Origin of the sequence: Thalassospira indica (assembly GCF_003403095.1) — a bacterium.
GTDB classification, from domain to species: Bacteria; Pseudomonadota; Alphaproteobacteria; order Rhodospirillales; family Thalassospiraceae; genus Thalassospira; species Thalassospira indica.
Genome location: NZ_CP031555.1, coordinates 143,740 through 163,396, shown reverse-complemented (window position 1 = coordinate 163,396; position 19,657 = coordinate 143,740). Strand labels below are relative to the sequence as shown.

The following is a 19,657-nucleotide window of genomic DNA, read 5'->3' as shown; positions in this document are numbered from 1 at the left end:
CTCGGAGAACAGCCCAACATGCCAGACACCATTCCGGGAGTCATGATTGCGGCACCTGCGTCAAACAGTGGCAAGACCGTCATTACGCTCGCCCTTTTGCGTGCACTGACGCGCAAAGGTCATGCTGTTGCTGCAGCCAAAACCGGGCCGGACTATATCGACCCGGCCTTTCAGGCAGCTGCCTGTCGCGATACCTGCATCAATCTTGATCCATGGGCGATGAAGCCGGACCAGATCAAGGGTCTCGCCCGCGATCACACGCACGGCAAAGCCTTTTTGATGTGCGAAGGCGTCATGGGCTTGTTCGATGGTGCCGCCAACGGTGATGGATCGACCGCCGATCTTGCCGCCCTTGGCGGGTGGCCGATTGTTCTTGTGGTCGATGTGAAGGGTCAGTCGGCCTCTGCAGCGGCAGTAATTTCCGGCTTTGCCAAATTTCGCGATGACATCAATGTTGCCGGCGTGATCCTTAATCGGGTGGGCAGTGACCGCCACAAGCAGATGATTGTTGATGCCTGTGCCAAACATCTGCCGGATCTGCCAGTGCTAGGTGCGGTTAGGCGCAGCGAAGACCTGATCCTGCCGGAACGCCACCTTGGTCTGGTGCAGGCCGGCGAACATGCCGAGCTTGAGACGTTTCTCGATCGTGCCGCCAATATCATTAGTGAAGATGTCGATCTTGATGCCTTGATCGCACTGATGGGTGAAAAGGCCGGGAAGGCCAAGAAAGCCAAAAAATCTGTAAAACCCACGCCGACAGCACCCGTGATTGCCCCGCTTGGCCGTCATGTTGCGGTGGCGTGTGATGCGGCCTTTGCGTTTAGCTACCCCCATCTTCTGGATGGCTGGCGTGCGGTGGGGACGAAAATTTCCTTTTTCTCGCCACTGGCGAACGAGGCCCCGAACCCGGATTGTGATGCCGTCTATCTGCCCGGCGGCTATCCGGAACTTCATGCCAAAACCCTTGCCGCAGCCAGGGTTTTCCGGGCCGGCATGCACGATGCGGCCCAACGAAACATCTTGATTTACGGCGAATGCGGCGGGTACATGACACTTGGCAACGGCCTTGTTGATGCCAGTGGCACGCGCCACGAAATGCTTGGTCTTTTACCGCTTGAAACCAGCTTTGCCAGCCGCAGGCTGCATCTTGGCTATCGAGAGGCGCAGCTGGGCATTCCAACCCCGTTTGGTCCGGCAGGCATGAAGCTGCGTGGTCATGAATTCCACTATGCGACTACGCTCTCCGAAGACGGCATGCCGTTATGCCGGATGAAAACGGCGACGGGTCTTGATCTAGGTCCTGCCGGCCTGGTGGATGGAAGTGTTTTTGGCTCCTTCTTCCACATGATCGCAGAGAGTTGATCAATCCGTTGTCAGACTTGAATGCGACGGGGATTGCGCGCGGGTTAGACTATGTTATGTCTCAATGACGGCCCGACTGAGAGAGATCATGGATAAAAAAGACCGCGTCGCATTGCCACCTGAACCGTTCTGGGAAACCAAGACTCTTGCTGAAATGACGCAAGCGGAGTGGGAATCCCTTTGTGACGGCTGTGGAAAATGTTGCCTGCACAAGCTGCAGGACGAAGAAGACGATTTTGTCTATTACACCTCGGTCGCGTGTCGCCTGCTTGATTGTCATACGTGCCGCTGCAAGGATTACCCCAATCGGACCCAGCATGTTCCCGATTGTGTGCAGCTTTCCAAGGAAAATGTCGAAACCCTGTCCTGGATGCCATCCACCTGTGCCTATCGCCTGATGGCAGAAGGAAAACCACTACCCGACTGGCATCCGCTTAAGACAGGTGTCGCAGACTCGGCCATTATGGCAGGCATGTCCGTGCGTGGTATGGCCATCCCCGAAGACGAAGCCCATCCTGATCTGACACGCTATATCGTGAAGTGGCCTGCCTGATTCTGAACTGTGGATAATTACACCGCAGAGATCAGAAACCTTCCTTGTAATAAACATCCCGCTTTACCACCTGAATGAAATCATAGGTTGAAATGTTCAGGGGATAGCGATGTTTGGCAGCAATGCTGGTGATAAAGAAAAAGCCCAGATTTACGAGGCATTGAATCGGTCCATGGCTGTTATTGAGTTCAACATGGACGGGACCATCGTCAGGGCCAATGAGAACTTTCTAGAGACGATGGGATATGAGCTTGATGAAATTGTAGGCCAGCATCACCGTATGTTTATGCCGTCGGATTTTAACAAGGCGGAATATGAAGCGTTCTGGGAAGAGCTTCGTTCTGGCAAGTTCGTTTCTGGCGCAATGGCCAGAAGGAAAAAAAATGGCCAGATGATTTGGCTTGAAGCAAGCTACAACCCAATTCTCGATCGCAATGGCAAACCCAAGAAAGTCGTCAAACTCGCTTCTGACATCACAGAGCGTCGTGTCGAACGCGCAATGTGGCAAAGTGTCTTTCGCGCCATCGAGAAATCACAGGCGACGATCGAGTTTGAGCTTGATGGCACCATTATTTCCGCAAACCAGATGTTTTTGGATGTGATGGGCTACACGCTTGACGAAATCAAAGGCAAGCATCACAGCATTTTTGTCGAACCTTCTTATCGGGACTCCAAAGAATACAAGGATTTTTGGAAAGCCCTGAATGCCGGTGAATTCAACTCTGGCGAGTTTAAACGCCTGGGCAAAGGCGGCAAGGAAGTATGGATCTCCGCTTCCTACAATCCTGTTCTTGATCCGGTGGGGCGTCCTTTCAAGGTCGTGAAGTTTGCAACCGACATTACCGCACAAACCAAGCTTTTGCTGGATCTGAAAAAGATCATCGATACGAACTTCAGCGAAATCGACGGCAACCTGGGTGAGCTCAACAGTTCCGCTGACCAGAGTGTTTCGATGTCTGAAGAAACATCAAACACGGTCCAGACAGTCTCTGCCAGTGCCGAACAGATGGCGTCTTCCATCGCTGAGATTTCACAAAGCATGAGCCAGTCGCGCTCGGAGACAGAACGGGCTTTTGCCGAAACGGTTACGGCCAATGACTCTACCCAGCGCATGGCGCAGGTTGTTGATGCCATGGGCAATATTGTTGAAGTCATCCGCAATATTGCCGGGCAGATCAATCTGCTGGCACTGAATGCAACAATTGAAAGTGCGCGTGCTGGTGATGCGGGCAAAGGTTTTGCCGTTGTTGCCAACGAGGTCAAAAACCTCGCCAATCAAGCAGCCAAGGCGACAGAGGATATATCCGAAGAGATTTCAGGCATTCAGGCTATTTCGGGCGAGGTTGTCGGTGCGCTTGAAACCATTCAAAGGGCGGTTCAAACGGTACGTGACGGCGTAACCAGTATTTCGTCCGCCGTCGAAGAGCAAAGTGCCGTCACCAACGGTGTGACCAATAATATGCGCATCATGGCGTCGTCTGTGGAAGGCTTGACCAGTAATCTGGAAACCATTCGGATTTCAACATCCCGCGTGGCTGATTCAGTCAGAAAGACCCGCGAAGCAGCATCTGTTCTTGCCAAATAACGAGATTAAAATCAGTTGAGAGCTTCCTCACCTGCGGTAGTGCACGCCAAATGGGCTAATATGACCCTTCGTTGTAGCTACACCAAAGGGTTGGAATCCTTCGATAGCAAAAATATTTTGGTGAAAGGAATGTGAAGTTCCGATGGTGCCTGCGAAAATCTTTAAACTCTAAGAATTGTAATAGTACGTTGTATTACAAGTTTAAGTTTAAAATCATTCCCGCGTTTCTACCAGAATTTATTATCCAAAGTTGTTTTACTCAGGGCGAATAAACAATTTGTCTTGCCCCAGCCAAAAGTATATTGTTGGGTATGAATGATCATATGTTCAAAGTGGGATCAATTATTCAAAGACAGAGATATTTCAAACTTCGACCGGTATGGCTGAGAACCTAGCGTACCGGATGCAAAGTTTGAAAAACTGCAAGAAATTCCGAACATCTGACTCATCAAACGCAAGCCGTTTGAAAACCGGGAATGATCTGTGTTGAAGATCTCACCGTATCCTCTCGCATGAGAAGTGAACGCTCTTAGGGCTAGGTTGGGTCATGCATGTGTATGACAGACTGGTTCACACGTTCATAATTACGACCAAACGGTCAATAACCCCGCGAGGCTGACGGGAATTAACGGGATAAACCCGTTTACGCAAAGGGTATAAAAGTGGGTATTGGATTTTTTAAGGGTGAGTCCGAGGCGCGTAATGAACAACAAGTCACCGCTGCGCTCGGTCGCTCAATGGCACGCATCGAATTCAACGCGGAAGGCAAGATCCTCTCGCTGAATGAAAACTTCGAAAAGACGATGGGCTACAAGGCCAGCGATCTTATTGGCAAGCATCACGCATTGTTTGTCCCCGAAGAGCTTATCAGTTCGGCAGATTACAAAAATTTCTGGAAGAGACTGGCGTCAGGCGAGTTTCTGACCGGGGCCTTCCCGCGCAAACGTCGTGACGGATCGTTGATTTGGCTTGAAGCCACTTACAACCCGATCCTCGACGCGAAAGGCAATGTGACCAAAGTCGTGAAGTTTGCGACCGACATTACCGAACGTCGTAACGAACGTGCGTTGCTGCAAAGCGTGTTTGATGCGATCAGCACCTCGCAGGCGGTAATCGAGTTCAATCTCGATGGCACGATTCTGACCGCCAATGAAAACTTCCTGTCTGTGCTGGGCTACAGCCTTGATGAAATCAAGGGCAAGCATCACAGCATGTTCTTGCCGGAAGATCAGAAAAATTCGTCAGAGTACCGGGCTTTTTGGCAAAGCCTGAACCAGGGAAAATTCCAGGCTGGTCAGTTCGCCCGCGTGGGCAAGAACGGCAAGAAAGTCTGGATTGAAGCGACCTATAACCCGGTTCTTGATGCTGTTGGCAAACCGATCAAGGTGATCAAGTTTGCCACCGATATCACCGAAAAAACCAAGCTTCTGATCGACCTTAAAAAAATGATCGACGGTAACTTTACCGAGATCGACAACAATATCACCGAGCTTAACACGCGCACGGTTCAAAGCGTTGATGCGTCGACCAACACGATGGAACTGACCCGCAACGTTGCGGCCAGCACCGAGCAGATGGCCGCCTCGATTGCCGAGATTTCCCAAAGCATGGCCCAGTCACAGGGCGCAACCGAGCGCGCCTACGAGCAGACCAACACCGCCAACGAAATGACCCAGCGCATGACGGGCGTGGTTGACGAGATGGGTAATATCGTTGAAGTCATTCGCAACATTGCCGGGCAGATCAACCTGCTGGCACTAAACGCGACGATTGAAAGTGCCCGTGCCGGTGAAGCTGGCAAAGGGTTTGCCGTTGTTGCCAACGAGGTCAAGAACCTTGCCAATCAGGCGGCGCGTGCCACCGAAGACATTACCCAGGAAATTACCGGTATTCAGGAAATTTCCGCCGAGGTCGCAGGTGCTTTGGAGACCATCCGTGGTTCGGTTGAAACCGTCCGTAACGATGTCACCAACATCTCTTCGGCGGTGACAGAGCAAACAGCGGTTACCGAAAATGTCAGCACCAGCGTGCGCGACATGGCCCGGTCTGTCGAAAACATGTCAGATAACCTTGCTGCCATTCGCACGACGACCGATACGGTCGCATCCTCTGTACAGCGCACGCGCGAAGCGGCCGAAGTGCTGACACGCTAATCAAGGCCCATTTCTTCGATCGAAAGCTGCCATTAAAAGGGCGGAGCCGTTTGGCTCCGCCCTTTTGTCATGGAGTATGACAGTTTGAAGATGATCAAGGTATCCTGCGGGGAACCACTTGCCTTAAGCAGGGAGAAGTCACAAGAATGTCGGCTTGAGACACTTGGAGCTGATATACTCCGGGCTTGCAGGGGAAATACGGGGCGATAAGGAAATGAACAGCGATCATCTGCGCATTGATGTTCTTGGTGTGGGCGAGGCCTTCGATCCGAACTTTGAAAATTCGTCGGTCGTGGTGTCTGCGGGCGATTTTCGTCTCTTGATCGATTGCGGGGCAACGGCGGCCGGGCGGCTGATGGCCAAGTTTCCCGATCCCGACGCGATTGATGCGATCTATTTCACCCACATGCATCCCGATCATGTGTTCGGTCTTGTACCGGTCATGCTGAACTGGCGCGATGACGGTCGTTCAAAGCCGTTGCGCATTTTGTGCAGCCCGCAATTACGCACGCACCTTGAAAAACTGATGGAACTCGGCTTTACCGGGCTTGGGTCAGCCTGGCCGTTTACCATCATCTGGCATTCGATTGCCGAGACAAATACAATTGGTCCGTTTGAATGCCGTTTCGCACGGTCCGATCACAGTGTGCAGAATCACGCGATCCTGTTGCGCTACGCGGACAAGGGATTTGCCTATTCCGGTGATGGCAACGTAACAGCAGAAACCGCCGCCCTGTTTACGGGTGCGGATCTGGTGTTTCAGGAAACCTATCTGATCAAGCATGACCCGCAGCATGCAGCCCACTGTGATCTGGAAACGGTTTTGAAACTGGCCTCTGACATGCCCGGCGCGCGATTCTGGCTTTATCACATTAAACGCAATGTCCGTGCGGAAATGGCCCAGATGATCAGGGGAAATGAACAGGTCCGTATCGCGGCACCCGGCGAAGTGATTGAAATCCGCTGAGTGGACAAGTGTTCCCGGAACCGAAGGCAAAACAAAAATGCCCGGCACAAGGCCGGGCATTCGGGCATTATTGCAGGAAACACATTCCTGATTAGTGAACCGCGCGTGGTTCCATGTCGTGCTGGCGGATGGCCGCATCCGCGACGGCATGGTTTTCGAACGACGCGATGTGGGTGCCGTCGGCGGTGAAGACGCCATAGACCAGTTCGTCACTGTCATTCTCTGTATTGGGAACCGGACGCACATAGGCAAAATCATGAATACCCAACAGGGCGAAGTCACCATTTGACAGAAGACCGGTATCCTGGCCGATCCGCTGATCGCTTTCGGTATCGTGGTTATTTGGTCGATTTGTCATTTGAACCACTCCTTGGTTAGGCTTTGCTGTCTATTTGATCAGCATTGCTGTCCTCGTCCTCGACATTCATGTCGATGGTTTTTGACGGCACAGCTTTTTTCTTGTTCGAGCCAATCGCGATTTCACGAACGACCGGTTCCGGCAAGGGTCTGTTCAGGTCAACATGCAGCAGACCATTATCCAGATGCGCACCGACGACTTCGATGCCTTCGGCAAGAACGAAGGAGCGCTGGAACTGTCGTGACGCAATGCCACGATGAATATAAACACGTTCGCTGTCATCATCGGTATGTTTGCCGCGAATGATCAGCTGGTTGTCTTCAGTGGTTACCGACAGGTCTTCCTCGGCAAATCCGGCAACTGCGACGGTAATTCGCAGTTTGTTTTCACCAATCTGTTCGATGTTATAGGGCGGATAGCCCTCGGCCTTGGTTTTCGAGACCTGATCAAGAACGCGTTCGATCTGGTCAAAACCCAAAAGCAACGGGCTGTTGAACATTGAAATTCGTGACATTTGCAGCACCTCCTCCATCAGAGCGAGTGTGGTTGTTTTCAGATCCCACGCATTGTGCGTTCCGGGCATCTAAGTGTTCGACCCGACGCATTCGGCACCGAACGTTTGATATATTCAAATAAATGTGGTTTTCCCGCCAATAGTCAAGCCTTGCCTGCGGCACAGACATAAGACATCGACTAATTCTTGGTTTGTGTCAGATCTGGCATCGTTTCAAGCGCATAATAGGCAACCGACTGATCCTTACCGCGGAGCGCCACCTCGTGCATCACGGCGTTTTCCGGCAAGGGAATCGGCCCGTGATCAAACAGCGTCTTGGAAATCACCAACGGTACCCCATGCCCCTTGGTCTGGGCTTCAAGGCGGGCGGTGGTGTTGATCGTATCGCCGATTGCACTGATGTTTTCCCGGCCGGGCGGGCCCATTTCCCCAACGATTGCCTTGCCCATATGGATGCCAATTCCGATGCGCAACGCATGTGGAAGTTCCGATTTAAGATGCAGGTTAAGGCCTTCAATCCGGCGCAGCATCTCGGCGGCTCCCTCAAAGGCCTGCAGGATGGTGCGTTCGGTGTCATCACTTTCATGGCCATAAAGCGCCATCAGGCCATCGCCGGTAAACTGGGCGTAATAACCACCTGTGCCGCGCAATGCCTCGGTCATCTCGGCAAAGAACTGGTTGAGTATGAAAAGCACGTCGTAGGGCATCTTGCTTTCGCCAAGCTTGGTTGAATCGCGCAAGTCGATAAAGATGCAAACAACCTGTCTTTCACTGCCCGAAAGTCCGCCAGGACGCCGGCCGTCACGCGCGGTTGCGTTGGGCGGCAAAAGCGGGGCGACCGCCAGATCATTATGCGGTCTGATCTGACAGGCAAGGCGCATGCCCTTGGGGGCCTGAATGCTTTTGAGTGCCGCGGCCTCAATATCGCCGGGAGGGGCGAGGTGATCACTACCTGATCCACAATGAATACGGCATGTCGTGCAGCGCCCGTGTCCACCACAAACCGATGCCATCGGAACACCGGCATCGCGCAGCGCCTCAAGCGCTGTGGCACCGGGCGGTACACGCACGAAACGCCCGTTTGGCAGGCTCAGCATCGGGCCGCGCTTGACCCGATCAAAGGTCTGTCGGATCTGGCGCACACCAAATGGTGCCAGCGCAAGGGCGATACTCAGGATCGTGAAGGGCAAAATGGCGTTTTCATAGAAGGTGATGGCGTCCTGATTGACATTGGCGGCATCAATCACCCCAAACACATACTTGCGTCCGCCTTCCTCTGCGCGGCGGATCACTTCGGCCGCTGCGGCTGAGTAACCGGCAAGCGAAAGTGTCGGGATCAGAATGGCCAGCGTGCCAAGCGTATTGCGCCATTTCGGATAGAACGGTTTGACCCGCAGCCAGAAATGAATGCCGATGCAGCCATGCGCCCAGACAACAATCACCGTAATCGCCTGCAAGATGCCCTGATGCGGAATAAACACGGCCAGATCCAGAAGAACGCGCTCAAACGGTGAATCAACATCAAAGCCCAGATCGATAACCCGGGTCGCGATGATGTGTCTAAACAGCAGGAACGGAATGCACAGTCCAAGGATCATCTGTGCCCATTCCGATTTGCGCAGGCGCAAGGTGCGGCGGCTGGTCAGGCGTGCGGTTGCCAACAAAAAGTGCGTTATCAGTGACAACACCAACAGGATCTCAAGCGGTGGAAACTGCCAGACTTCCGTGGTGTATTCGCCGGCCTTTTCCATCAGTTCCGGTGAAACGATGCCTGCTGTATGGTTCAGCAAATGCGTCAGCACATAGGCAAACATGGTCAGGCCGGAATACAGCCGCAGATTCTGGATCATCGCTTCGGGTGCCTATTGTTCATTTGCGCGGTCTCTCGGTGGTCCAAACTTGAACGTCGACATTCTGCGGTCGATCACATCATTTTTGTGCGTCCATGGTTGAACAGGATCATGCAACATCTTTGGTTGATAAAGTGTTTTGCATCTTCAGGCACGAAAAAAGCCACCGGGATTTCCGGTGGCTTTCTGTGATTTGGTGCGTGATGTCGATATGATCTGTGGCCTTAGGCGGCGGACTTGATTCGCTTCCGGGTCATGAACTTCACGAGCGAGCGCGCGAAATCAACACTCGTGATCGGCGTTTCAAGCGACTTCATGGCAGCGTCATGCACATCATTGGGGATCAGGTCATAACGGGCCTGCAAAAGGGCGGTTTCATAGGGCTTCATGAATTCCGGATGCGGCTGGATTGAGGCGGCATTATCGCCATACTGCAAACCGGCATAGGGGCAAAAATCGGAACTCGCCCAGACAGTCGCACCTTCGGGTGGTTCAACCACCTGATCCTGATGGAAAGCATTGATGCGGATATTTGCTGGGCTATCAGACAGCCAGTCGCTGTTGCGTGCATCAACCGCGTATTCATGTACGCCAACACCCCAACCCTTGTCGGATTTGATGACCTTGCCGCCAAGTGCTGTTGCCAGAATCTGATGACCAAAGCAGATACCAAAGACCGGCTGACCGGCAGAAACCGCATCGCGCAGGAAGTCCTGCAGGCGGATCATCCACGGCAAGTTTTCATAAACGCCATGTTTTGATCCCATGATCACCCAGCCATCAGCATCGCGGATTGAATCCGGAAAAACGTCTTCTAGAACGGTCCAGGTTTGAAACTCAAGACTCGGGTCAACGTCGCCGAGCAGCTTTTCGAGCATCCCAGGGTAGGAGGCGAAATCGTCGCGAAGTTCTTCCGGGGCGAATCCGGTCTCAAGAATGCCGATCTTCATGCAAAAACCTTTATGGACGTCAATGTGGCGCTAAGGGTCAAAACTCATTCACATGATCGCCCCGGTCGCCCGGATTTGTGCGGATATGCGGAGCAAAATCATAGGAAGATATGCATCTTTCAAGATTTTGCGACAAAATAGCCCGTGCAAATCCGGGTGATCCGAAGGACAACTGATATAGGAGAAAGCCTCTGCGTCAAATCCCTTGACCGGAGATCACCCCGCTCTGCGGCATTTTCCTAGCTTTTTCTCTCATATCAGTTGCCGGGCCGGTCATGTGAATGAGTTTTGACCCTTAGCTGAGTTATGGGATTTTAACGCCAAAGACAAGCCCGGTGCTGCGAGATTTTAGTCAAATTTTGACCGGAAATGCGAAACCGCCCGGCGCAAAGCACGGGCGGTTGCAAAACCTGCGGCCAGCGTCTGGGGGATCAAACCGGCCGCAGATTATCGGGTTCAGGCTTTGGCCGGGTTTACTTGTTAAGACCCATGGCACGCGCACCGCCCATGCCGGCAATCATCGCGACCACAAAAATAATTGTGTCTGTATGGCCGAAGGCCAGTGCACTGAGTGCTGGACCCGGGCAATACCCAACCAGTCCCCAACCGGTACCAAACAACAGGCCACCAACAACCAGTTTGGTGGTGATGGCACGGTTGGTCGGCAGGCTCATCTCGCCGCCACAGACCGCCTCGGTCCGGTTCTTTGCAAACTGGAAGATCGGAATGGCAACCGCCAGTCCACCGCCCATGACGAACGCAAGGCTCGGATCCCAACCCCCATCGGCAATCGCCCAGATATCAAGAAAGCCCAGAACCTTTTGCGGGTCGATCATGGCCGAAATATAAAGGCCAAAGCCGAAAATCGTGCCGCAAATCAGGGAAACAATTATCCGCATTACATGCCTCCCATCAGATGGCGGGTGACAAGAACTGTGACGAAGCCTGCTGCCATAAATGACAGGGTCGCGACCAGCGATCGCAGCGAGAACCGCGACAGGCCGCAAATGCCATGACCACTGGTGCAACCGCTACCAATCGTAGTGCCAAGACCAACCAGAAGACCGGCAATGATGATGACCGGTAATGAGCTTGTCACAACACTCTGGGCTTCGATCTCGGTTGCGTTCATCAGGATGAACGGACCAACAATCAGCCCGATGATAAAGGCCAGCCGTTCAAAAACAGCAGAACCACCCTTGGTCGGGGTCAACAGACCGCCAAGAATGCCGCTAATCCCGGCAATTCTCCCATTGAGCAAAAGATAAAGGCCAGAGGCCAGACCAATAAGTCCACCGCCAATCAGGGCGGAAATCGGAGTGAAGTTTTCCATCATTCAATCCATCAAAATCAGAATTTATATTAATGTATGATAATTAATTGATTTTATCAATGGTTCAGTGGAAATTTGTGCCAAATTTCTTTGTGGAAACCGTTGCTAAAATCGATGCAGCCGCACGCGAAAGCGCCCAATTATCGGTCAACACCATGTTTGCATTGGTATACGATTCCCGAAAACATATAAGGTTTTGATTTTTCGATATTTTATCTATCTTGCAAAACACCGAAAATAGGAAGATATAGCAGTATCTTTGGTTGTGGTTTCGGCGTGTTGCCCAAACCCCCTTTTCGGATTTCATGCATGAGCAAAGATCGTCTGTCCGCCAGTCGGCGTCTTGATGTCGCATTGGCGCTGGTATCACAGGGTGACTACACCGCTGCGATTGACGTGGCGCGTGCCGCATTGGCGGCTGATAGTGACTGGGACGAAGCCCATTTTACGCTGGGCGACATCTATGAACGTGCCGGTGAAACCGAAAACGCCGTTGAGGCTTTCCGTCAATATCTGATGCTTGATCCCAAGGACCGCATGGGGGCAGAGGTCCGCCTGACATTGCTTGGTGCGGCTGCTCTTCGTGATCGCTTGCCGCCCGATTATGTGCGGGCCTTGTTTGACGATTATGCCCCACGGTTTGAAATCAGCCTGCGGGATCGACTGGCCTATCGCGGACCGGAACTTTTGTTTGAAGCCATCCGGACTCACCTGCCGGAGATGTTGCGCCCGATGGATGTGCTTGATCTTGGTTGTGGTACCGGGCTTGTGGGCGAAGTGTTCGCTGGTCATGTTGATGCGATTGATGGCATCGACCTGTCGCCGCGCATGATCAACCGTGCGCGCGCCAAGGGGCTTTATCGCACCCTGGTCGCGGGCGATATCACCGATATGCCCGCTGACATCGGAACGGATTACAGCGTTGTCATCGCGGCGGACGTTCTGAACTATCTTGGCGATCTGGTGCCGGCCCTGCGTGCTGCCCATGACCGGATGAAGCCCGGCGGGTTGCTGGTATTCACGCTCGAGCACGGCGATAACTTCCCGTTCGATCTCGGTCCCGGGCAACGCTTCCGCCATCACCAGCGCGCGATCAGCGAATGGCTGGTCGAGTGTGGCTTTAACGTTCTTTCAGACACTTTGGGTGTTCTGCGTCAGGAAAAGGGTAATCCGGTCGAAGGTCGGGTCATCGTCGCGCGTGCAAGTGATGCATTGGCGCTGATGGCGGGCGATCTGATCATTCCGGGCGATCCCGATCAGGCCTCGGGTCAAACCCTTCACTGAGATGTCGTTGCGAACTGCTTAATGCAGAACACCCCATAGCCTGTGGCTGCGGGGTGTTTTTATGTGCCATTGATCAGGTCTTAGGCCGGTGTGCCGCGAATGACCGCCACCTCGTGATAAAGCGGCACATTCGGATCATCATTGATCATTTCCTGGGCCTTGGTGGCCGAAAGCGGCTGATTTCCTTCCGGGTCGCCATAGAATTTGCAAACAAGCTGCTTTTCATATTCGGTCCCGTTCAGCGCCTTTTCCAGTGATACGAAAAACGAAATATCCGTTCCGGAATGTTGCAGAACGATCTTTGATGCGATCTTTTCGGGTTTGTAGCCGTTGGCCTCAAAGCATTCGCAAATAATCTCGGTGCCAATGCGGCAACCGAAATTCATCACCAGTTCGGCCTTTGGCGCGTGTTCGCGAATACGGCGCATCAGCGCCTCGTTCAGGCCAAGCCCGACCGAGTTGTAGGGATATTGGTCAAACAGGCTCCAGGGATAATAATGCGCGATATGGTCTTCGGCCTCGTCACCGGCCCCTTCGGCCAGTTCGATGGACTGGGCTTCGCGAAAGGCCGTCAGGCGTTCATCACTGGGCTCGCCGACCTGAGGGATGCAGGCAATCACCACATCGGTCATTGCGATTTTTTCGCGTGCCTCATCGGTATCGACAAGGCTGACACTGCCATGGACCGGTTTGAAATGTTTGGCATGTTCGGGGGAAAGGATTTTGATGTTGCGCTCTGCCAGAACGACAAGGCGGGGGTCAAGGTCGCTGCCGTAAACGCGTTTGGCGCCGCAGCTTTGCAAGATAAAGGCGACATTGATGCCAGTACCAACACCGACCTCGTAAACGGTTTTGCCTTTCAGATCAGCGCGTGCAAGGCCTTCCTGGAAGGTTTGTGTCCAGGGATCATCGGGATCAAAGGCAAAATCTGGTGTTTCGGGATCACTGGCGTATGGGCTGGATGTCTCGCTGCTCTCTTCTAAAGCATGTTGCATTTAATCTGCTCCATTATGTTTGTTTTTGGCGTGCTGTTTGGCAAGGCACAGCGTGCAGAGCGATGCGGCGCATCGGTCAAGCGGTGTAACGCCGCGAAACGCAGCCAAAAACAAACCCTTCGGGCCGGGATAACCTTCCGCCCCGCAGCGTCAAGACCCTTGAACGTAGCCCCGCTACGTCCTGCGGCCCTTTCCTCGCCGGACAGTAGGTTATCTCCGGCAAAATGGGGCAGATTAAATGCAACATGCTTTAGCATAGTGCTTCCTGTTTTCTTGCGCATCAGCCGGTCGCGGGACCCCGCAGGCATGGCAAAAAGCGCCATGTAATCCGGTGACAAGGCAACCGGATGGTGTTGGCGCGACAAGCCCGCATGAACGGTACCGGGATCGACAAGCCAGTGCCGATGCGCAGCGTTTTATCTTATTCTTGACGCGGTCAGGTGAGCGCGACGTGACGCCATACAGGCATCATGAACGGGAAGATTGCCGGCAATGGCACCGGCATGGGCAGGGCAAAAGCGCCCCTCAGTTTACGGCGGCAAACTGTTTTGCGTCGCTGGCCAGCTGAACGTCTTGGGCAAGCGGGCCAAGCGAAACTGCCAGACTTTCACAATTGCAGTCCGCGCCGACCAGAACATTGAGTGGGGATGTGCTGTCTTCACGGCCCACCAACGCCTGCATGATCCGCAGAAGAGTTGGTGCCGGGGACAAACCGTTGCAATCAATTGTGTTCGATACTTGCATGTCGTCTTCTCCTTGTCTGGCAAGCAGGAGCTTCGGCACACCGCCGGGGACGGTTAAGGATGCCGCAGCATGACGTGTTCCCGATGCCCGCCAAGATCTGCGGGCAACCTGATAGAAACACTCTCGACCTTTGCGCGATCCCAGCATCAAGCCACCACGCGGTGGCATCATCGGAATGACAGAAGGCCCGATCCAAAGACCCGTTCTGTCAGCTGGGCGGTCATAAGGGTCAACTTTTGCAATTAACCCGTTTTGGTCATCAAACTCGTTTCGCATCGCGACTGTCGCGCATCAGCACAAGTTATGATTTTCAATGCGTTGGGATTGGGTGCGCCATCAAAGTGGCTTTCTCCGAACCCCGACCAAAACACACCGGAAAATTCTCCGGCCCGACCTTGTTGAATTCAATCGTAGCAGTCGGCAGGTGGGTGTCAAGGAAGGATTTGATTATCTTTTGCGCAATTGGTCGAGCAGATTAAATTTTAATCACAAATACCCCTCGTTCCCGCCCGGGGATTTGGACGTGTTGAGTGACGGGTCCAGAAATATCAAAACCAGCAAGTATTTACCGCGCTTGCGAAGGGGAGGAATGCGCGCTTCCGGCGTAATATCCTAGTCGCAAAAACCGGGGTCCAGACGGTCGGCAAGGCGCATTTGTGCGTCCCACTCCAGGGCAACATCACCGTCGTCATAGGCCATCTGGCTGAACTGTTCGGAAACACGTTTTATCACCGCATCATCAATCTTCCGAAGGGGTCTTCCCATCGCCAGCGTAGATTCCTGAATCTCGCACGCCCGGTTCAGATAAAACATGTTTGAAAACATCTGCCCGGCAGTTGCCCCCACGGTCAAAAGACCATGATTGCGCAGGATCAACGCGATGTTGGCGTCAAGCGCTTCAACGATTCTTTCGCGTTCCTCAAGATCAAGCGCGATGCCCTCATAATCGTGATAGCCGATCTGGCCATAATATTGCAGGGCGATCTGATTAAGCGGCATCAGACCTTCTTCAAGGCAGGAAACGGCAAACCCTGATCGTGTATGGGTGTGCATCACCCACGCGGCATCATGACGCCCGATATGTACGGCACTGTGGATGGTAAAGCCTGCCGGGTTCACCCGATAGGGACTGTCTGCAACCTTGTTGCCATCGACATCGATTTTCACCAGCGAAGAGGCGGTAATTTCCTCCCACATCAGGCCATAGGGATTGATCAGAAAATGCCCCGGCTCGCCGGGAACACGGGCCGAAATGTGGGTATAGATCGTGTCGGTCATTCTGTAATGCGCCGCCAGCCGGTAACAGGCAGCAAGTTCGATACGGCACTGTTTTTCGCCGTCGCTGATTTGTGGATCATTCATGACGCTGGTCTCGGCGTCCTTCTGTGTCGCGATATGCATGCCAACCTCCATTGATCTGATCAAACGGCTTTACTCTTTGATATACACTTGTTTAACTGAGGATGAAACCAAAGCGCAAATTTTCTTGGTATGGTGCCCGTAAATTGGCTGCGCCAACAGGGATCAGCAGCGCAAAAGATGATGATGTAAGGGGCTTTGACTGATGGCGGTGGCGGAACCGATTTACGGTGTTCTTCTCAGCGATGCGATGGATCTCAAAAGCTATTATTCGCTTGATTTTGGCGATGTGGCACCCGATGTCCGCCTGCTTAACCCCGATGAAGTCACCAACCCCGATCTTATCCGTTTTGCGGTGTGCTGGCTGCCGGGCCCGGCGGCGTTTTCGCCTTATCCCAATATTGAAATGGCGATGTCGGTCGGGGCCGGCGTGGATGCTTTGCTGAAACATCCGGGCTTGAATGATGACGTCGCGATCTGTCGTGTGCGCGACCCCAATCAGGCGGACCTGATGGCGGGCTATGCAGTGCATGAAGTTGTTCATGTTGAACGCGGCTTTGCAAAGATGCAGCAAAGTCAGGCCAGCGCCGAATGGGCCCCGCCTGCGATCCGGCCACCGCGTGATCTCAAGGTCGCCGTGCTTGGCCATGGCTCCATGGGGGCATCTGTTGTCAAAGCCTTGGCTGCCTGTGGGTTTAGTGTTTCGGTTGCCTGCCGCCGTGATCCAGCGGATGCCGTCGAAGGTGTGCGCTATTTCACCGGTGACGACTCGGTTCTGCAATCGGTGGCCGGTCAGGATGTGGTGATCAATGTCCTGCCCCTGACGGCCAAGACCGAGAATATCCTCAATGCGGCGCTGTTTTCAAAACTGGCCAAGGGCGCCTGGCTGATTCAGATCGGACGTGGTGAACATCTGGCCGAGGATGACTTTGTTGCCGCACTTGATAACGGGCAGCTCAGTGGCGCGACCCTTGATGTGTTTCGCGCCGAACCGTTGCCGTCAGATCATCCGTTCTGGGCCGATCCGCGCCTACGCATCACCCCGCACATCGCCAGTGATACAACGCCGCGCATTGTCGCTGAACAAACCCTGCAATCAGCCCGTGAACTGCATGCAGGCAAACCGCTCAGCCTTGCTGTCAGCCGCGGTCAGGGCTACTGAGCGGTCCGCTCAACATACCCGCACCCGATTGCACGCTTGAAACCCGATCAAAATTATTCAATTGTATAACAATGAGCCGAAAAACATTTCAACGCCTGTCGCTTGATGTCCGCCGTCGCAGTTTGATCGAGGCGACGCTAACCTGCATTGCCCGCGACGGGCTGCATGGGGCATCGGTGCGCCGGATCACTGAAGAAGCCGGGGTGACAGTCGGGCTGGTGCGCCATTATTTCGGCAACAAGGATGACATGATCCGCACTGCCTATGCCTATCTGGTCGGGCAACTGACGGCACAGGCCAGTGAAAGCGCACGTGCGACCGAAGGAACGCCAGAGGCCAAGCTGGCAAGTTTCCTGCGCGCCAACCTGACCAAGCCCAACATGGACGAAGAAACCGTCTCGCTTTGGGCGACCTTCATCGGCCGGGTGCGTCATGATCGGGACTTTGCCGAAATTCACCGGGATGGCTATCGCGAGTTTCTCAATGTCCTTGAAACCCTGATCGAGCCTGTCCTGGTTGATCATGGCTGCCCGCACAGTGTGGCGATTTGCCGCAACCATGCGATTGCACTCAATGGCCTGATTGATGGGCTTTGGATGGAAGGGGCACTGAATTCCGGCTTGTATGCGCAGGATATCCTGCCCGATCTGATCACGGGTGCTGCCGAACGCCTGCTTGAATTGCCCGCCGGTGCGTTGTCCGCACCCGACATTTCCCATCACACCTCGAATGCGCCGACACATCCCAAGCAACAAAGTAAGCCATCATGAGATATGCCAAGATTACCGATCGTCTTGCCGAGCTGGGCGGGGCCAAATGGGCCGTTCACAACACCGCCCGTGATCGCGAGGCCCAAGGTGCGAAAATCATTGAGCTGACAATTGGCGAACCCGACATTCCCGTCGATCCGGCCCTGATTGACGCCTGCGAGACCTCCATGCGGCGTGGTCGCACCCATTATTCCAATGGTCGGGGCGAAGTCGGGCTGCTTGATGCGCTGGTGGAAAAATACAAACCCGTCTGGCCGGACGTTACGCCGGAAAACATCCTGTGTTTTCCCGGCACGCAGACCGCCCTTTATACCGTGATGACGGCGCTGGTGGATGCCGGGCAGGGGGTACTGGTCGGTGATCCCTATTACGCGACCTATGCCGGGGTGATCCGTGCATCGGGGGCGGAACTGCAATCCGTTCCGCTGTCGATCGAGCATGGCTTTATCATGCAGCCGGGTGACCTGCGCGCCGCCATCACCAAGAAAAGCCGCGTGTTGCTGCTCAATACGCCGCACAATCCGTCCGGCGCGCTGCTCGATCGCGCAACACTGGTCGAACTTGGCAAGATCGCCATCGAACATGATCTATGGATTGTCTGTGACGAGGTCTATGAGGATCTGGTGTTTGAAGGCACCTTTGCATCCCCACTTGAAATCGAAGAATTGCGTGATCGCACCATCGTCACATCCTCGATCTCGAAAACCTTTGCCGCCACCGGCTTTCGCAGTGGCTGGGCCGTTGGCCCCGAAGAACTCTGCACCAAGGTCCTGCCGATTTCCGAAACCATCCTGTTTGGCAATCAGCCCTTCATCGCCGATGCGACGGAGGTGGCACTTCGCGGCAATTTCGATACGGCGGCCCGCATGTGCAAAAGCTATGCGGCACGCGTTGATATGATCGAGACCGAACTTGCCGGATGCGATGTGCTTAAACCGGGAAAGGTATCCGGCGGCATGTTTGCCATGATCGATGTCGGTGCCACCGGCATGAACGGCGAAGAGTTCGCCTGGGGGCTTTTGGATGATCAAAACGTCGCCGTCATGCCCGGCGCATCCTTTGGCGAAAACGCCAAAAACCTGATTCGCGTTGCCCTTACCGTGCCGGACGACGAACTCCGCGAAGCCATCAAACGCATCCGGGCCTTTGCCGAGAAATCAGCATAAAGGCCCGGCTTTGGGCGTTTGTTATGTCTTGGGCATATCACCCCGGATGATATAGGCCAGTGCTGCAACCACCTGTTCGGGTTCTCGGGCAACACCATTGGCCGCACCATCGACTTCCTTCAACGCATGATCATGCTCGGCCGGATGCAGCGTAATATACGGAATGCCAAGGGCGGCGGCATAGCCAGCATCAAAGGCCGCGTTCCACTGCTTGTATTTCTCGCCAAAGCGAATGACGGCAAGATCAGACTGGGACAGCAAGGTCTTGGTGCGCATGGCGTTAAGCTGCGCGCCCTTGCGGTCATGCCAGAACTTGTTTTCTTCAGCACCGAAAACGGCAACGCCGCAATCATCAGAATCTTCATGCACGGTAATCGGGGCAACCAGATCGACCGGAAGGCCGGCTTCTTTCACGCCGGTTTCAATACGCTCGCGCCAGTCGCTGTGAATTTCGCCCGACAAATAGACGGTCCAGACTTTGCTCATCTTTCTCTCCCTTGGTGGTCGTTATGATGGGGTATGTCAGACCCTAAAACGACAAAACCCGTCGCC

19 protein-coding genes are annotated in these 19,657 nt (G+C 53.9%); 9 read left to right on the top strand and 10 right to left on the bottom strand.

Features of this window, described 5'->3' with window-relative positions:
• Window positions 1-18 precede the first annotated feature (18 nt).
• The 5 genes from DY252_RS00755 to DY252_RS00735 all read left to right on the top strand — a co-directional run bounded on the left by DY252_RS00755 (window position 19) and on the right by DY252_RS00735 (window position 6,620).
• Window positions 19-1,362, top strand: a complete 1,344-nt coding sequence (locus tag DY252_RS00755; protein WP_082923381.1) for a cobyrinic acid a,c-diamide synthase CobB — start codon at window positions 19-21, stop codon at window positions 1,360-1,362.
• 88 nt (window positions 1,363-1,450) lie between these two features.
• On the top strand, window positions 1,451-1,915 hold the full coding sequence (locus tag DY252_RS00750) for a YcgN family cysteine cluster protein (RefSeq protein ID WP_008888934.1): 465 nt from the start codon (window positions 1,451-1,453) through the stop codon (window positions 1,913-1,915).
• A 109-nt stretch (window positions 1,916-2,024) separates the two neighbouring features.
• Complete coding sequence (locus DY252_RS00745) at window positions 2,025-3,500, top strand: methyl-accepting chemotaxis protein (protein WP_064788031.1); 1,476 nt, start codon at window positions 2,025-2,027, stop codon at window positions 3,498-3,500.
• Between the two features lie 662 nt (window positions 3,501-4,162).
• Window positions 4,163-5,653, top strand: coding sequence for a methyl-accepting chemotaxis protein (locus tag DY252_RS00740; RefSeq protein WP_064788032.1), 1,491 nt, complete (start codon window positions 4,163-4,165; stop codon window positions 5,651-5,653).
• 214 nt (window positions 5,654-5,867) lie between these two features.
• Complete coding sequence (locus DY252_RS00735; protein WP_064788033.1) at window positions 5,868-6,620, top strand: MBL fold metallo-hydrolase; 753 nt, start codon at window positions 5,868-5,870, stop codon at window positions 6,618-6,620.
• A gap of 91 nt (window positions 6,621-6,711) precedes the next feature.
• Here DY252_RS00735 and DY252_RS00730 read toward each other — a convergent pair whose 3' ends face one another.
• The 6 genes from DY252_RS00730 to DY252_RS00705 all read right to left on the bottom strand — a co-directional run bounded on the left by DY252_RS00730 (window position 6,712) and on the right by DY252_RS00705 (window position 11,628).
• On the bottom strand, window positions 6,712-6,978 hold the full coding sequence (locus DY252_RS00730) for a DUF1150 family protein (RefSeq protein ID WP_064788034.1): 267 nt from the start codon (window positions 6,976-6,978) through the stop codon (window positions 6,712-6,714).
• 16 nt (window positions 6,979-6,994) lie between these two features.
• Complete coding sequence (locus DY252_RS00725; RefSeq protein WP_064788318.1) at window positions 6,995-7,492, bottom strand: Hsp20 family protein; 498 nt, start codon at window positions 7,490-7,492, stop codon at window positions 6,995-6,997.
• A 179-nt stretch (window positions 7,493-7,671) separates the two neighbouring features.
• Window positions 7,672-9,342 (bottom strand): adenylate/guanylate cyclase domain-containing protein, encoded by a 1,671-nt coding sequence (locus DY252_RS00720; RefSeq protein WP_064788035.1) that lies wholly within the window; start codon window positions 9,340-9,342, stop codon window positions 7,672-7,674.
• Window positions 9,343-9,566: 224 nt separating this feature from the next.
• Window positions 9,567-10,292: a type 1 glutamine amidotransferase gene (locus DY252_RS00715; RefSeq protein WP_064788036.1), complete on the bottom strand. Its 726-nt coding sequence runs from the start codon at window positions 10,290-10,292 to the stop codon at window positions 9,567-9,569.
• A 473-nt stretch (window positions 10,293-10,765) separates the two neighbouring features.
• Window positions 10,766-11,191, bottom strand: a complete 426-nt coding sequence (locus DY252_RS00710) for a DUF6691 family protein (protein WP_064788037.1) — start codon at window positions 11,189-11,191, stop codon at window positions 10,766-10,768.
• The gene (locus DY252_RS00705; RefSeq protein ID WP_425451889.1) at window positions 11,191-11,628 is read right to left on the bottom strand and encodes a YeeE/YedE family protein; all 438 of its coding nucleotides are present in this window, start codon (window positions 11,626-11,628) and stop codon (window positions 11,191-11,193) included. The genes DY252_RS00710 and DY252_RS00705 overlap by 1 nt, the downstream gene beginning before the upstream one ends.
• A gap of 306 nt (window positions 11,629-11,934) precedes the next feature.
• Here DY252_RS00705 and DY252_RS00700 point away from each other — a divergent pair, with 306 nt between their 5' ends.
• The gene (locus tag DY252_RS00700) at window positions 11,935-12,909 is read left to right on the top strand and encodes a class I SAM-dependent DNA methyltransferase (protein ID WP_064780332.1); all 975 of its coding nucleotides are present in this window, start codon (window positions 11,935-11,937) and stop codon (window positions 12,907-12,909) included.
• An 80-nt stretch (window positions 12,910-12,989) separates the two neighbouring features.
• Here the strand turns inward: DY252_RS00700 and DY252_RS00695 are convergent, their stop codons facing one another.
• The 3 genes from DY252_RS00695 to DY252_RS00685 form a co-directional block, all read right to left on the bottom strand.
• On the bottom strand, window positions 12,990-13,904 hold the full coding sequence (locus tag DY252_RS00695) for a 50S ribosomal protein L11 methyltransferase (RefSeq protein ID WP_064788038.1): 915 nt from the start codon (window positions 13,902-13,904) through the stop codon (window positions 12,990-12,992).
• 525 nt (window positions 13,905-14,429) lie between these two features.
• Window positions 14,430-14,648: a hypothetical protein gene (locus DY252_RS00690; protein ID WP_008888946.1), complete on the bottom strand. Its 219-nt coding sequence runs from the start codon at window positions 14,646-14,648 to the stop codon at window positions 14,430-14,432.
• Window positions 14,649-15,260: 612 nt separating this feature from the next.
• Window positions 15,261-16,049 carry a class II aldolase/adducin family protein gene (locus DY252_RS00685; protein ID WP_231959654.1) on the bottom strand — a complete coding sequence of 263 codons (789 nt, stop codon included), beginning with the start codon at window positions 16,047-16,049 and terminating at the stop codon, window positions 15,261-15,263.
• A 163-nt stretch (window positions 16,050-16,212) separates the two neighbouring features.
• Here DY252_RS00685 and DY252_RS00680 point away from each other — a divergent pair, with 163 nt between their 5' ends.
• From DY252_RS00680 to DY252_RS00670, 3 genes are all read left to right on the top strand, one after another.
• Window positions 16,213-17,169 (top strand): NAD(P)-dependent oxidoreductase, encoded by a 957-nt coding sequence (locus DY252_RS00680; RefSeq protein ID WP_064788041.1) that lies wholly within the window; start codon window positions 16,213-16,215, stop codon window positions 17,167-17,169.
• A gap of 71 nt (window positions 17,170-17,240) precedes the next feature.
• Window positions 17,241-17,939 carry a TetR family transcriptional regulator C-terminal domain-containing protein gene (locus tag DY252_RS00675; RefSeq protein ID WP_064788042.1) on the top strand — a complete coding sequence of 233 codons (699 nt, stop codon included), beginning with the start codon at window positions 17,241-17,243 and terminating at the stop codon, window positions 17,937-17,939.
• Window positions 17,936-19,105, top strand: coding sequence for a pyridoxal phosphate-dependent aminotransferase (locus DY252_RS00670; protein WP_064788043.1), 1,170 nt, complete (start codon window positions 17,936-17,938; stop codon window positions 19,103-19,105). The genes DY252_RS00675 and DY252_RS00670 overlap by 4 nt, the downstream gene beginning before the upstream one ends.
• Before the next feature lie 21 nt (window positions 19,106-19,126).
• Here DY252_RS00670 and DY252_RS00665 read toward each other — a convergent pair whose 3' ends face one another.
• Window positions 19,127-19,591, bottom strand: coding sequence for a YtoQ family protein (locus DY252_RS00665; protein WP_064788044.1), 465 nt, complete (start codon window positions 19,589-19,591; stop codon window positions 19,127-19,129).
• Between the last annotated feature and the right edge of the window lie 66 nt (window positions 19,592-19,657).

What these genes read in the sequence shown, in the direction of transcription:
- DY252_RS00715 (WP_064788036.1), bottom strand. Translation starts at nt 10,292, where the DNA reads ATGAAGATCGGCATTCTTGAGACCGGATTCGCCCCGGAAGAACTTCGC.
- DY252_RS00670 (WP_064788043.1), top strand. Translation starts at nt 17,936, where the DNA reads ATGAGATATGCCAAGATTACCGATCGTCTTGCCGAGCTGGGCGGGGCC.
- DY252_RS00755 (WP_082923381.1), top strand. Translation starts at nt 19, where the DNA reads ATGCCAGACACCATTCCGGGAGTCATGATTGCGGCACCTGCGTCAAAC.
- DY252_RS00735 (WP_064788033.1), top strand. Translation starts at nt 5,868, where the DNA reads ATGAACAGCGATCATCTGCGCATTGATGTTCTTGGTGTGGGCGAGGCC.
- DY252_RS00730 (WP_064788034.1), bottom strand. Translation starts at nt 6,978, where the DNA reads ATGACAAATCGACCAAATAACCACGATACCGAAAGCGATCAGCGGATC.
- DY252_RS00745 (WP_064788031.1), top strand. Translation starts at nt 2,025, where the DNA reads ATGTTTGGCAGCAATGCTGGTGATAAAGAAAAAGCCCAGATTTACGAG.
- DY252_RS00720 (WP_064788035.1), bottom strand. Translation starts at nt 9,342, where the DNA reads ATGATCCAGAATCTGCGGCTGTATTCCGGCCTGACCATGTTTGCCTAT.
- DY252_RS00690 (WP_008888946.1), bottom strand. Translation starts at nt 14,648, where the DNA reads ATGCAAGTATCGAACACAATTGATTGCAACGGTTTGTCCCCGGCACCA.
- DY252_RS00680 (WP_064788041.1), top strand. Translation starts at nt 16,213, where the DNA reads ATGGCGGTGGCGGAACCGATTTACGGTGTTCTTCTCAGCGATGCGATG.
- DY252_RS00675 (WP_064788042.1), top strand. Translation starts at nt 17,241, where the DNA reads ATGAGCCGAAAAACATTTCAACGCCTGTCGCTTGATGTCCGCCGTCGC.
- DY252_RS00665 (WP_064788044.1), bottom strand. Translation starts at nt 19,591, where the DNA reads ATGAGCAAAGTCTGGACCGTCTATTTGTCGGGCGAAATTCACAGCGAC.
- DY252_RS00700 (WP_064780332.1), top strand. Translation starts at nt 11,935, where the DNA reads ATGAGCAAAGATCGTCTGTCCGCCAGTCGGCGTCTTGATGTCGCATTG.
- DY252_RS00685 (WP_231959654.1), bottom strand. Translation starts at nt 16,049, where the DNA reads ATGCATATCGCGACACAGAAGGACGCCGAGACCAGCGTCATGAATGAT.
- DY252_RS00695 (WP_064788038.1), bottom strand. Translation starts at nt 13,904, where the DNA reads ATGCAACATGCTTTAGAAGAGAGCAGCGAGACATCCAGCCCATACGCC.
- DY252_RS00710 (WP_064788037.1), bottom strand. Translation starts at nt 11,191, where the DNA reads ATGCGGATAATTGTTTCCCTGATTTGCGGCACGATTTTCGGCTTTGGC.
- DY252_RS00705 (WP_425451889.1), bottom strand. Translation starts at nt 11,628, where the DNA reads ATGATGGAAAACTTCACTCCGATTTCCGCCCTGATTGGCGGTGGACTT.
- DY252_RS00725 (WP_064788318.1), bottom strand. Translation starts at nt 7,492, where the DNA reads ATGTCACGAATTTCAATGTTCAACAGCCCGTTGCTTTTGGGTTTTGAC.
- DY252_RS00750 (WP_008888934.1), top strand. Translation starts at nt 1,451, where the DNA reads ATGGATAAAAAAGACCGCGTCGCATTGCCACCTGAACCGTTCTGGGAA.